General features: G+C 65.1%; 11 protein-coding genes and 1 pseudogene. 8 read left to right on the top strand and 4 right to left on the bottom strand.

Features of this window, described 5'->3' with window-relative positions:
- The first annotated feature begins 24 nt into the window (after positions 1-24).
- The 4 genes from ACVWWN_RS39670 to dhaK are packed head-to-tail and all read left to right on the top strand — an operon-like array spanning position 25 to position 3,355.
- Positions 25-885, top strand: a complete 861-nt coding sequence (locus tag ACVWWN_RS39670) for a class II fructose-bisphosphate aldolase (RefSeq protein ID WP_457148767.1) — start codon at positions 25-27, stop codon at positions 883-885.
- A gap of 7 nt (positions 886-892) precedes the next feature.
- Positions 893-1,660, top strand: coding sequence for an HAD-IA family hydrolase (locus ACVWWN_RS39665; RefSeq protein ID WP_457148766.1), 768 nt, complete (start codon positions 893-895; stop codon positions 1,658-1,660).
- 44 nt (positions 1,661-1,704) lie between these two features.
- Positions 1,705-2,340, top strand: a complete 636-nt coding sequence (gene dhaL, locus ACVWWN_RS39660; RefSeq protein ID WP_457148765.1) for a dihydroxyacetone kinase subunit DhaL — start codon at positions 1,705-1,707, stop codon at positions 2,338-2,340.
- Positions 2,341-2,359: 19 nt separating this feature from the next.
- Positions 2,360-3,355, top strand: a complete 996-nt coding sequence (gene dhaK / locus ACVWWN_RS39655) for a dihydroxyacetone kinase subunit DhaK (protein ID WP_457148764.1) — start codon at positions 2,360-2,362, stop codon at positions 3,353-3,355.
- Positions 3,356-3,362: 7 nt separating this feature from the next.
- Here the strand turns inward: dhaK and ACVWWN_RS39650 are convergent, their stop codons facing one another.
- On the bottom strand, positions 3,363-4,301 hold the full coding sequence (locus tag ACVWWN_RS39650) for a D-2-hydroxyacid dehydrogenase family protein (RefSeq protein WP_457148763.1): 939 nt from the start codon (positions 4,299-4,301) through the stop codon (positions 3,363-3,365).
- Positions 4,298-5,101, bottom strand: a complete 804-nt coding sequence (locus tag ACVWWN_RS39645) for an IclR family transcriptional regulator (protein ID WP_457148762.1) — start codon at positions 5,099-5,101, stop codon at positions 4,298-4,300. The genes ACVWWN_RS39650 and ACVWWN_RS39645 overlap by 4 nt, the downstream gene beginning before the upstream one ends.
- A gap of 134 nt (positions 5,102-5,235) precedes the next feature.
- Here ACVWWN_RS39645 and ACVWWN_RS39640 point away from each other — a divergent pair, with 134 nt between their 5' ends.
- From ACVWWN_RS39640 to ACVWWN_RS39625, 4 genes are all read left to right on the top strand, one after another.
- Entirely contained in the window at positions 5,236-5,811 is a 576-nt protein-coding gene (locus ACVWWN_RS39640) for an SLC13 family permease (RefSeq protein ID WP_457148761.1), read from the top strand.
- 667 nt (positions 5,812-6,478) lie between these two features.
- Positions 6,479-6,652: a hypothetical protein gene (locus tag ACVWWN_RS39635; protein ID WP_457148760.1), complete on the top strand. Its 174-nt coding sequence runs from the start codon at positions 6,479-6,481 to the stop codon at positions 6,650-6,652.
- Between the two features lie 413 nt (positions 6,653-7,065).
- Positions 7,066-7,584: a hypothetical protein gene (locus tag ACVWWN_RS39630; RefSeq protein WP_457148759.1), complete on the top strand. Its 519-nt coding sequence runs from the start codon at positions 7,066-7,068 to the stop codon at positions 7,582-7,584.
- Between the two features lie 208 nt (positions 7,585-7,792).
- Positions 7,793-8,680, top strand: coding sequence for a L,D-transpeptidase (locus ACVWWN_RS39625; RefSeq protein WP_457148758.1), 888 nt, complete (start codon positions 7,793-7,795; stop codon positions 8,678-8,680).
- A gap of 722 nt (positions 8,681-9,402) precedes the next feature.
- Here the strand turns inward: ACVWWN_RS39625 and ACVWWN_RS39620 are convergent.
- Together ACVWWN_RS39620 and ACVWWN_RS39615 are read right to left on the bottom strand one after the other, a co-directional pair.
- Positions 9,403-10,899 carry an amino acid permease gene (locus ACVWWN_RS39620; RefSeq protein WP_457148757.1) on the bottom strand — a complete coding sequence of 499 codons (1,497 nt, stop codon included), beginning with the start codon at positions 10,897-10,899 and terminating at the stop codon, positions 9,403-9,405.
- 95 nt (positions 10,900-10,994) lie between these two features.
- Positions 10,995-11,171, bottom strand: a pseudogene (locus ACVWWN_RS39615) (hypothetical protein); the annotation flags it as partial.
- Positions 11,172-12,294 lie beyond the last annotated feature (1,123 nt).

The raw sequence follows: 12,294 nt of genomic DNA, 5'->3' as shown, positions 1-12,294 counted from the left end.
CGGGCGCGCACGTAGGTTCGGTGCGTGCCCGTCGTGCCCTTGAAAGACATCCTGGATCGTGCGCTGGCCGAGCGATACGGCGTCGCCGCGATCAACATCTTCAACGACCTGACGCTGGAAGCCGTGCTCGCCGCGGCGGTCGACCGACGTTCGCCGATCATCATCCAGACCTCGGTGAAGACGGTTCGGTCGATCGGCCTGGATGTGCTGTACGGCATGTGGGAGACGATGACCGCAGGCATCGAGGTTCCGGTGTGCCTGCACCTTGACCACTGTCCGGAACGGGACGTCATCACCGATTGTCTGCGCAAGGGCTGGAACTCAGTGCTGTTCGACGCGTCTCGGCTGCCGGTCGAGGAAAACCTGCGCCAGGTCATCGAGGTCGTGGCGGAAGCGCGGTCCGTCGGCGCCCACGTGGAGGGCGAGATCGAGGCGATCACCGGGGTGGAGGACGGCATCGGCTCCGACGACGTGGCCAAGCGGCAGTCACTCGAGGTGGCCGTGGACTTCATCGGACGCTCCGGCGTCGACGTCTTCGCACCGTCGATCGGGAACGCCCACGGCGTGTACGTCGCCGAGCCCACGCTCGACGCGCAGCGGGTCAGCGATCTCGTCGAAGCGACGGGGATACCCGTTGCGCTGCACGGCGGAACGGGCATGACCGACGAGCAGTTCGCCGACCTCATCGCCCGCGGCTGCGCGAAGGTCAACATCTCGACGGCCCTCAAGGTCGCCTTCATGAAGACCAACCTCGAGCTCCTGCGCGGCGCCGAGGCGGCCGACAAGTGGGACCCGCCTTCGCTGTTCCGTGATGTGCGCGCGACGGTCATCGATCTGGCGGCGGGATACATCGACAGGTTCGGCAGCGCGGGCAAAGCGTGGTGAGTCGCCGGTGAGCGCGCTCATCTTCGACTGCGACGGCGTGCTGGCCGACACCGAACGCTTCGGACATCTGCCCGCGTTCAACCAGATGTTCGCCGACTTCGGCCTGCCCGTGCGCTGGAGCGAGGAGGAGTACGGCCGCAAGCTGAAGATCGGCGGCGGCAAGGAGCGGATGATGAGTCTGCTCACCCCCGAGTTCGTGGCCGCCGCCAACCTGCCTTCCGATACCGATGGGCAGCGGGCGGTCGTCGGTCGATGGCATCAGCGTAAGACCGAGATATACACCGAGATCGTCGGCGCGGGAGCCCTTCCCGCGCGTCCGGGCGTCCGGCGCCTGGCCGCGGAGGCGGCGGAGGCGGGCTGGCGGCTGGCCGTCGCGTCGACCTCGGCCGAGTCGTCGGTGCGGGCCGTGCTGGAGCACGTGGTCGGGCCGGAGGCAGCGGCCGGATTCCTCGTTCTTGCCGGCGACGTGGTGCCGCGCAAGAAACCGGCTCCCGACATCTACCTGCTGGCGCTGGAACGGTTGGGGCTGCGGGCCTCCGACGCTGTCGTGATCGAGGACTCCGGAAACGGACTCGACGCCGCTCATGCCGCAGGCATCAAGTGCGTGGTCACCGTCAACGATTACACACGCGACGATGACTTCGGCACCGCCGCCCTGGTGGTGTCGAGCCTGGGCGATCCCGACGGCGAGGACACGGAGGTGCTGGCTAACGCCAGCGGCGTGCCGGTGGGTGACTGGGTCACGCGCGCGACGCTCCAGGCCCTGGTGTGCTGAGCCCGTCGCCACCCGACTTTTCTGATCGACGAAGGGAAAATCTCATGGCTGCAACACTTCTCGACGTGGAGCGCACCGTACGGGTGATCGCCGAAACCGTGGTGGCCAACGAGAAGTACTTCGGCGATCTCGACGCGGTCGTCGGCGACGGCGACTTCGGCTATTCGATGGCGCGAGGCTTCGAGATCGTGCTGTCCGATTGGGACGGCTTCGACCGTACCGATATCTCCACCTTCCTGAAGAAGGTCGCCGTGGTGATCACCAGCCGGATCGGAGGGACCTCAGGCCCCATCTGGGGCACTGGGTTCCTCCGCGCGGCATCTACCGCGGCAGGCGCCAACAGCCTTGAGGCAGAACAGATTGCCGCCATGCTGAGAGCGGCCGTCGAAGGAATCAAGGCACGCGGCAGCGCCGAGCTCGGTGATAAGACGTTGCTCGATGCGCTCATACCCGTCACCGACATGCTCGAGGAGCGGGCGAAGGCGGGATCGACCGCGGGCGAGACACTGCAGGCCGCGGCGGCGACAGCGCGGTCGGCGGCGGAAGCGACGCGACCGATGGTCGCCAAGAAGGGACGAGCCGCCTATACCGGCGAACGAAGCGTCGGAACGCTCGATGCCGGTGCGGTGGCCGTCGCGGTTCTCATCGAAGCACTGGCAGACCAATGGCAACGCAATTGAACGACAGGAAGGCACTTCAATGAAGAAGTTCGTCAACGATCCCAAGGAATTCGTGCCGGAGATGCTGCGCGGTATCGCGCTGGCGAATCCGGACACCTTGAAGTACGTACCCGAGTACAACCTGATCATGCGGACCGACGCACCCTATGAGAACAAGGTGTCGATCGTCCAGGGCTCCGGTTCGGGCCACGAACCCGCACACGTGATGATCGTCGGTAAGGGGATGCTCGACGCGGCCTGCCCCGGCGATGTCTTTGCGGCTCCGCCAATGGATTACGTGCTCGAGACGTCGAAACTTCTCGCATCGCCGATGGGTGTGCTGCACATCATCAACAACTACACGGGCGACCGGATGGCCTTCGATATGGGCCGCGAGATGGCGGAGGCCGACGGGGTCATCATCAAGACACTCGTTGTCGACGACGACGTCGCGGTCAAGGACTCCACCTACACGGTCGGGCGCCGCGGCGTGGCAGGCAATTTCTTCGTGATCAAGGCGGTCGGCGCGGCGTCGGAGAAGGGCGCGGACCTCGACGAGCTGATCCGGATCGGCGAGAAGGTGAACTCGGTGACCAGGACCATGGGGATGGCGCTGACGTCGTGCACACCACCGGCGAAGGGATCGCCGCTCTTCGAACTCGGTGCCGACGAGATGGAGATGGGTGTCGGCATTCACGGCGAGCCCGGTCGGCGGCGCGAAAAGCTTGCCGGCGCAAACGAAATCATCGACGAACTGGTGGAGGCTGTGGTCAGCGATCTGCCGTACGACAAGGGTGACGACGTCGCACTGATGATCAATGGTCTCGGCGGCACCCCGATCAGCGAGCTTTACCTGCTCTACGGCCGCGCACACGATCAGCTGGCCGGCCGCGGCATCAATGTGGGCCGAAGCTACGTCGGTGAATACTGCACGTCGCTGGACATGGCCGGCTGCTCGGTGACCCTGGTAAGGCTCGACGACGAGATCACCTCACTGCTGGCCGAGCCCGCGGAGATAGCCATCCGGACGTTCTGAGTGCGGGTCAGATCACGCGGACCGGGGTTCCGGCGCGCCAGGCGGCGATGTCGTCGACGGCGTCACGGAAGAAGATGTCGTATGAGCCGCGGGTGACGTAGCCCAGATGCGGACTCAGTACCACGTTGTCCAGCAGGGTGAACGGGTGCCCGGCGGGTAATGGCTCCTGGTCGAACACGTCGAGACCCGCGGCGGCGATGCGGCCCGCGCGGAGCGCGTCGATCAGAGCGGCCTCGTCGACCAGTGGGCCGCGGGACGTGTTGATCAGGACCGCCGACGGCCGCATCAGGGCGAGCTCGGCTGCGCCGACGATGCCGCGCGTGCGCTCGCTGAGGCGCAGGTGCAGAGTGACCACGTCGGAGGTCTCGAAGAGTTCGTCGTGCTCGACACGGCGTACACCGGCCTTCGCGGCGGCGTCGTCGGTCAGGTTCTGCGACCACGCGACGACGTCCATCTCGAAGGCGAGCCCGACGCGGGCCACCTGGCGGCCCAGCCGGCCCAGCCCGACCACCCCGAGGCGAGCGCCGGCCAGGTCGAACCCGATGGTCCGCTGCCAACGACCGGCGCGCACGTCGGCATCCGACCGCGGTACCTGCCGGGCGACCGCATGGATCAGCGCCCAGGTCATCTCGGCCGCCGGTGTGCTCAGACCACCTGTGCCGCAGACCGTCACACCACAACTACGGGCTGCGTCCAGGTCGATCGCCGCGTTGTGCGGCCCGGTGGTGACCAGCAGCCGAAGACCTCCCAGTTGGGAGAACAACGCCGCGTCGAACGCCACCCGCTCCCGCATGGCCACCACCACCTCGGCGGCGCCGATGCGCCGTGCCAGCGCGCCGCCGGTGAGATGCTCGTTGACGAAGTCGACCTCGGCGTCGTCCAACGTGGTCCAGTCGGCGAATTGCGCTGCGCAACTCTGATAGTCGTCCAGTACAACAATCCTCATGAGCCGGCCCCCATCCGGGTGCCGTGGGCGCCCAGCCGTTCCGAGAGTTCGTCGGTGGCCCTGCGCAGCACCGGCACCAATCCCAGCAGCTCATCGAGTCCGGCCCGGATCGACGGAATGGAGATACTCAGCGCACCGACCAGGCCACGATGGTCGAAAATCGGCATGGCCACGGCGACAACACCTTTCACGCGGTCCTCGAGCGATGTCGCGTAGCCCCGGCTGGTGGCTTCGGCCAGCTCGGTGCGCAGCTGTGCCGCCGCTTGCGGATCGGACTGCGCCAGCGTGTCGAGCACCTTGGATCTGACCCCGGCGTCGGCATATGCCAGCAGGACCTTGCCCGGCGCCCCCTGATGTGCGGGTATCGCGATGCCGAGATCGGTGTAGGTGCGGCGCAGGGCCTGGTGCGACTCGACCTGCCCGATCGTGCGCCGGCTCGGGGTCGCGTCCAGGATGTGCAGGCCGACGGTCTCGTCGGTGACGTCCCGCAGGCGGGTCATCACCGGCCGGGCCTGGTTCTCCAGCGACAGCTGTTCGCGGGCGTTGTCGGCCAGGCTGAGTAGCCAGGGTCCCAGTGAGTACGCGCTGGAGTCGGGGACCTGGGTCAGCAGCCCGTGCCGCACCAGTGCGGTGACCAACCGGTGCGTCGTGCCGCGGGTGAGGCTGGTCTGGCGCGCGATCTCGCTGATCCCCATCACCGGCCTGGCCCTGGAGAAAGCACTCAGAATCGCCGCGGCGCGTTCGATCGACTGCACGCCGGTCGAACGGTCGGGAATCACGTCATCGGGCTCGGTGCTCACGCCGGGAGCCTAAGGCAGCCCACCTGGAGATCCCTGAGCCGGACCCGGGTCCGGTGCCACCACCCATCCGGGGAGTGGTCTCCAACACGTGACGTTGCCCGTATAGCGGAACACTGTATCGGGGAGTGGGCACGATGGCACCAGACCAATCCGGCCGCCGCTACCACCGAGGACGAGAACCAGTCGATCAGACGGCCCCGGCCTCGCCCCACCAGCGGTTCGACGATCTGCGCGGCTCTGTCGGACTGTGGCTCGGACCGGTGCTCTTCGCCCTCGTGCTGGTCCTCGCCTCGGGGCCGGAATGGCCGCAGCGAGCACCGTCGGCGGTGTTCGCGCTCGTCATCGTGTGGTGGATCAGGGAGGCGCTACCGCTGGCGGCGACGGCGATCTTCGCGATCGTGCTGTGCGTGGCGATGGGCGTCGCCGATGAGGACACCGTGTTCGGCGCATTCGGCTACGACACGATCTTCACGTTCCTCGACGGATTAATCATCGCCCGCGCCGTGACAGTTCACGGCCTGGACCGGCGGATCGCGCTCGGGGTGCTGTCGGTGCCCTGGATCATGCGGTCGCTCGCCAGAACCGTGGTCGCGTTCGGTGCGTTGGCCGCCCTGCTGTCAGCGTTCATCTCCAACACCGCGACGGCCGCCATGCTGTTCCCGATCGGCCCCGGCATCGTCAGCGCGGTGAGCGCCATCAGCACCAAGTAGGGCGGACCCGCCGGCTACGGGCTCCCGGTGTCCACGCCGCCGAACGCGATCGGGTACGGCTCGGGGGGATGGTGCCGTTGACCACCACGCTGCGCAGCGGGATCGTGTTCGACATCCTCGGCGTCGCGGTGCTGGTGACCGGTGTGCTGTTCTACGCGCCACTGATCGGCATCTGAGTCGTCGAGCGTCGCGAGCGCGTACTCCCTTGCGCGCCTGGGCATTTTTACAGGTAGTCCGCTACGCGTGCCCTGCCTGAGACGCGTCGATACGTTTCGGATGTCATCAGACAGTCGAAACGGGGGACCGACAATGTCGTCGAAACTGATAGCAGTACAGATCGCCAATGTGGCAGCCAATGCACGATCCGAGCGACGCGACGTGCATCGCAAGCGCCATCCCAGGCCGACGAGAACCACTGCCGGGCGGCATGTGGTGGCGGTTCCGGAAACGTCGTGGACTGTGCCGGCGCGCCGGGTCCGGCCGATCCGGTCTGTCGTGGGTGCGGCCGTTGGGGCAATTGCCCGGGTACGCGCGGCTTTGACCAACTCGCCCAGCGAGGCCGAGGTAGTGCCCGTCGCAGCCAAGTGAACGTCAAGCGTAAGCGCGCCGTCGGCGGGGTGAAACGCGCTGCAAGACAGCGGCGTGATTGCCGGCTATTCAGCCGGTCGTGGCGCAGACCGCCGTCGGACTGGCGATCACCGCGTTCGCCCGCCTGACCTTGCAGTCGCACACACCCGAAGTCGTCGACGCCGTGGAGGCGAAACTGCGCGCGGTGCCTTCCATCAAGACCGCATTCGCCTTCGCCGTCACGAAACCCTTGTCGCCGCTGCACATTCCGTGATCGGTCGGCGATATCTCGCAAGACGTGTCGGTCGCTTGACCACCTTCGATCGGGCCCGACGAATGGCATTCGGATTTGCCATGCACACTTCGCCGTAAAACGACTTCGGTAGGACTCGGCCGGCGGGTGCGGCCGGCGAGCAAAGAGCGAGGTGGGGGGCGTTTCAAGATCACCTGAGCGGTATATGATCCCCTGCGTCGCGGGAGTCGAGAATGATGTGGTAATTGCAGACGGTTGCTGAGTGGGGCTCGGCACTGTCAAAGTCACCTTTTGGAAACGATCGGTGCGGCGCGTGTCGTTTTTCGTATCGGCGCTGCTCCAATTGTGTCGGCCGTCAATTGTGGCAGGTCTTCACGCACGAGTTCAGTACAGCCGGCGGGCCGGCTGGATTAGCGGATAGGGAGTTGACGTTGATGACGATGTTAGATCGGGTCAGCATCAAAGTAGTTGCTGGCGCTGGGTTGTGCGTGGCGGCCGTGACGTTGAGCCCGGGCGCGGTCGCCGCCCCGTTCATAACGGGCGGCGGCTACGCCTGCATCCAGACGTCAGCGGGCGGCGGTGCGGCGCCGGCAGCCGCCGGCGCGCCGGTAGCCGCCGGCGGGCCCGCGGGCGCGTGCAGTCCCGCCAGTGCTCCGGTCGTCGACATGGCTGCCGGTGTTCCGCTGGCGTTGCCTGGGCCGGTGCCGGTGGCTGCGCCGGTGCCTGTCGGTGCGCCGGTGCCGGTGGGTGCGCCGGTGCCGGTGGGTGCGCCGGTGCCGGTGGGCGCTCCGGTGGGCGCGCCGATTCCGGTGGCTGCGCCGGTGCCAGTGGGTGCGCCACTGATTGACATGGCTGGGGCCTTTGCCGGTAAGGGCGATCCCACTGGACCGCCGCCGCCTGGCGCACCTCTGCCCGGTCAGCCGATTGTGCCCGGTCCGTCGCCTGCGGGCTGAGGCGGAAGCTCTTTGCGTTTGTGCGGACCCGCTGGGGTTGCCCCCAGCGGGTGCGTGGCACGTCCTCGGCGTGCCATTGCCCAGATTGGCTCAGGATAGCCAATGCGTGACTGACTAGCGACGAATGACTAACGCACGCTTGTATTTTCACTCTTCACGTCAGCCCTACCATCACAATGACAACTTCATTTCGACGGGAGTAAGAGCCATGCGGGCGGTTGTTCGGTGTGTTCTCGCGATGAGCGTGATCGCGGCGAGTGTGGTCGCGGGGCCCGCTGGTGTCAGCGATGCGGCGGCGAACGGGCCGGATGGGCTCGCCATCGCGTCGGTTCTACCGACGCGGGGCGAGGTGGTGGGTGTGGCGCACCCTGTGGTGGTGACGTTCAGTGGGCCCGTCGCCGACCGGCGCGCGGCCGAACGCGCCGTGGACATCAAATCGGCAGCTGCGATGTCGGGCAAGTTCGAGTGGCTCGACAACAACATTGTGCAGTGGGCCCCCGACCGATTCTGGCCGGCGCACAGCACGATCGCGCTCTCGGTCGGCGGCCTGGCCACGAGCTTTCAAACGGGACCCTCCGTCGTCGGTGTTGCCAACGTCGCGGATCACACGTTCACCGTGAGCATCGACGGTGTCGATGCGGGACCGCCGTCTGCGCCGCCGGCGCCGCACCACCGACCGCACTGGGGTGAAGCGGGCGTGTTTCCGGCCTCGATGGGTCGGCCTGAATACCCGACGCCGGTCGGCATCTACCCCGTGCTGGGCAAGGACCGCGACGTGACAATGGATTCGAGCAGTGTCGGCATCCCGGTCGACGCGCCGGACGGTTACCTGCTGGACGTGGAATACGCCGTCCGCATCACCGACCGCGGCCTCTTCGTGCATTCCGCTCCGTGGGCCGTCAACTCACTCGGGTTCGAGAATGTCAGCCACGGCTGTATCAGCCTGAGCCCCGAGGACGCCGAGTGGTACTTCAACACGGTCAACGTCGGCGACGCGGTGATTGTGCAGGAAAACAGCGTCGAAGTCCCCCGAGCGGTCACGCCGACACCGGGAGCCGACGACAGGAATCGAACCCGCGTCCTCATCGGAAGCTGACCACTTCCGGGTAGCGGCGTAGTACGCGAAACCCGTTGCGTGCTCTCGGAAACGATCCTGATGGCACGCGCAGGATGGCGGCTATTCGGGCTCAGGCCAACACTGCAGATGACGTTGATGAGCAAACTGGCGACTGTTACTACGGGCCCCGTCGTCCCGGAGATGTCCACGCAACTCGGACAGGTCCCGCCGGCCGCCCTGACCGCCACGCCGGCTTCGCCGGGACTGCCGCCCAGGGCACTCGCGCCAGGGGCGCCCGACCCGGCTCCGTTTCCGAATCGGACGTTCGGCCTCGTGCTTCGGAAGTACGACGTGCTCCGGTCACTCGGGGCGGCGCTGGAATCGGAGATCCTCGACAACGTCGATCTGTCGGGGCTGTGGCAGTCCCTGGGCTATGACCTGGAGAGCGCCATCAACACGGCGCTGGGCACCATGCTGACACAGACCTGTCCGGCGTCGCGGTCGATGTCTGCGGCATCCCCTTGCTGGGTTCGATTTCTCTCCGGGCGCCGGTTACACCAACGTGGCGGCACACTCGCGTTGATCGGGTTCAACCTCGCCGACCCGCTCAATTTCGCCAGAGCACCCACGCCCGGCCTCAACATCATCAGCGCGGGCCCGCTCTGCTCCCCTCCAGCTTCATCGTTGACGCCGAGGAAGCAAACCACCAGATCGCTCGGTTCAACGCCGAACTCGCCGATGAGATCGCTCCGGGACTGGCGTTATTTGTCGTCGTCCTCATCGTGTGGCAGCGGGCGGTTGGCGACGACCGGGAATTGGCCGGTGAAGCCCTCGCGTTCCCGAGCGACCTCCAGCACCCGCCCGCGGACCGCAAACCAGCCGACGATGAGTGCCGGAATGATGACCACCAGCGTGGCGACGGTCCAGGTGCCGATCGGCGGGTCGAACGCCATCAGCACGACGACCCCGAACAGGAACACCAACGTGAGATAACCGGTGTACGGCGTGCCCCACAACCGGAATGACGGCCGCTCGAGGATGCCCCGTTTCGACCAGCGGTAGAGCTGGATCTGACAGATGACGATGGTGCCCCAAGACGCGATGATTCCGAGGGCCGCGATGTTGAGCACGATCTCGAACGCCTGGCCGGGCACGAGAAGGTTGAGAATGACGCCGAACAGCCCGACGGCCGCGGTCAGGAAGATTCCGCCGTACGGCACGCCGCGGCTGGACATCTTCGCCGTGAACTTCGGTGCGCTGCCGTTCATTGCCATCGACCGCAGGATCCGGCCGGTCGAGTACAACCCGGCGTTAAGGCTGGAGAATGCGGCGGTCAGCACGACGATGTTCATGACCGTGCCCGCGCCCTGGACTCCGATCTTGGAGAAGAACGTGACGAACGGACTCTCGCCGGCCTTATAGGTGGTGTACGGGAGAAGAAGGGCCAGCAGGAACAGTGAACCGACGTAGAAGACAGCGATACGTGCAATCACCGAGTTGATCGCACGCGGCATGATCTTATGCGGATGAGCGGTCTCACCGGCCGCTGTTCCAACGAGTTCGACTGCGGCATAGGCAAACACGACGCCAGACATGACAATCACCAACGGGAATAGGCCGTGGGGAAAAAGCCCGCCATTGTCGGCGATCACGCTGAAACCGGTTGGCTGCCCTTGGATCTGGTAGCGGCCCGCAAGAAAGATGGTGCCTGCGACCAGAAATGTCATCAGTGCAAGGACTTTGATGGCCGCAGCCCAGAACTCGAGCTCCCCGAACAAGGTAACCGAGATGAGGTTTATGCCCACCACGGCCGCCAACGCGAGCAGGGCGATCAGCCACTGCGGGACGCTCCCGAACGACGTCCAGTAGTGGAAATAGGTGGCGATCGCCGTCGAGTCGACAATGGCCGTGAATGCCCAGTTCAGCCAGTACATCCAGCCGGCGACGAAGGCAGCCTTCTCGCCGAGGAATTCGCGCGCATACGACACGAAGGACCCCGACGACGGTCGGTGCAGCACGAGCTCGCCCAGCGCACGCAGGATCAGGAAGACGAAGATGCCGCAGAACGCGTAGCTCAAGAACAGGCCCGGTCCGGCGTTGTGTAGTCGGCCGCCGGCACCGAGGAACAGCCCGGTGCCGATGGCACCGCCGATCGCGATCATCTGCAGTTGCCGGGGCTTTAGGCCCTTGTGGTAGCCCTCGTCCTCCGCCATCAGCGCGGAGTTGTCGTAAGCGGGCGACTTGGGTGTGGTGGTCATCGAACCAGTCCTCGCTCTAGTTAGTTTCGGGGTGATGCAGGATCAATAGGATTACCTAGGGCATCCCACTGTTCCGGGGGCCCCGGCGTGTCGCGGACGTCCCGAAACGTCATAACGAAGCCACACACGGCGACGACGGCCGCAATCGCGTAGCCGATTATCGAATACCAACCGGCGTGGAGGTACGCGGTGACCGCGACGATGAACATCGCCAGGAACACCAGGGACATCCCGATCAATGGAATCTTCGCAAACAGATCAATGCGTGCCATGAGACCCACCTCGATAGACCGAATCACGGTGTTAACAGTGAACACCTTCCGACCTGTGGCGGTGGCGAAATGGAACTACGCGCTGCTTGGGGCTCGCAACGCGTATGCCGCCAGGCCGTGCCGCTTGCCGCCGTCACCCCAGTCACCTGCTTTGCCCTGGCATTCCGCCACGTGTCAGGACAGCGAGGCGCACTATGGGCGCTTGAATGCAGCCCCAGACCGACCTGAGTCGGCGAAACTGCAGCTGACATCTCCCGAATGTCCACATGGGTTTCGGACATCACGGAGCATGCCGCTGCCCGGTGTGGAACGGCAACGGCTCATCGCCCGTGAGCGGAATTGGTTGAAGGTGAAGCCACGATCCACTCCTCGATGAGAGCACGCGAACTTCGTCCGTAATTCCGTGCACCCAGCCTTTTGCCGGGCCATCTTGGCAAAGGTCTGCTAGAAACCCAGGTTTATCAGGATTTATAGCTCGCACTCGCCGATTCGACGCCAGGAGTTCGCTCCGGAATCGGGGCTGATCTCCATCGAGCACATGCTGGGGAAATAGTCATTCCTTACAAACCCGACCACTACCAGACCGCTGCCAGCGCGACGGTGCACATCCCTCGAGAGTGCATGGATCGCGATATTGCGCAACCGCGTTCTTTTGGGAGCGGTTGACCGAGTGGAGTTCTGATTTAGCGATCCTTCGAACAATTGGCTCTTTGAAGTCAGTATGAACTTGATCTCGCCGCAACCGCCTGGGCCGATTGATCGGTGAGGCTATCGAGCGCAGATCTCCAGCGGTTTTTGATGATGGGTCGGTTATCACGAACTAGTTCATCGGGTCAATTCAAGAGCTTCGGAATTACCGCACTCGTAATTTGACCAGCGGTCAGGTGAAACGCGGTAGAGATGCATGGTCTGTAACGTTGCGATGCAAAAAACCCGGCATTTTCTTGCCGGTAGGCTTTGATGATGGTTTTCCAGGGGCGCTGTTAACCTTCGCGAAGTTCTAGACCAACACGCCGATGTTCGAGCCTTTGATGAGCTCAAATAGCTTGTTTTGCACCTTCGTATGTCTTCGATCGTCCCGACCGATCTGCTCGGCCGATCGTGACCGCGCTATCAGCGGCGA

The organism is Mycobacterium sp. URHB0021, assembly GCF_054057895.1.
The sequence above is the reverse complement of the archived record's forward strand: the minus strand, read 5'-3'. Positions and strand labels throughout refer to the sequence as shown.

What these genes read in the sequence shown, in the direction of transcription:
- dhaL (WP_457148765.1), top strand. Translation starts at nt 1,705, where the DNA reads ATGGCTGCAACACTTCTCGACGTGGAGCGCACCGTACGGGTGATCGCC.
- dhaK (WP_457148764.1), top strand. Translation starts at nt 2,360, where the DNA reads ATGAAGAAGTTCGTCAACGATCCCAAGGAATTCGTGCCGGAGATGCTG.
- ACVWWN_RS39650 (WP_457148763.1), bottom strand. Translation starts at nt 4,301, where the DNA reads ATGAGGATTGTTGTACTGGACGACTATCAGAGTTGCGCAGCGCAATTC.
- ACVWWN_RS39640 (WP_457148761.1), top strand. Translation starts at nt 5,236, where the DNA reads ATGGCACCAGACCAATCCGGCCGCCGCTACCACCGAGGACGAGAACCA.
- ACVWWN_RS39630 (WP_457148759.1), top strand. Translation starts at nt 7,066, where the DNA reads ATGACGATGTTAGATCGGGTCAGCATCAAAGTAGTTGCTGGCGCTGGG.
- ACVWWN_RS39625 (WP_457148758.1), top strand. Translation starts at nt 7,793, where the DNA reads ATGCGGGCGGTTGTTCGGTGTGTTCTCGCGATGAGCGTGATCGCGGCG.
- ACVWWN_RS39620 (WP_457148757.1), bottom strand. Translation starts at nt 10,899, where the DNA reads ATGACCACCACACCCAAGTCGCCCGCTTACGACAACTCCGCGCTGATG.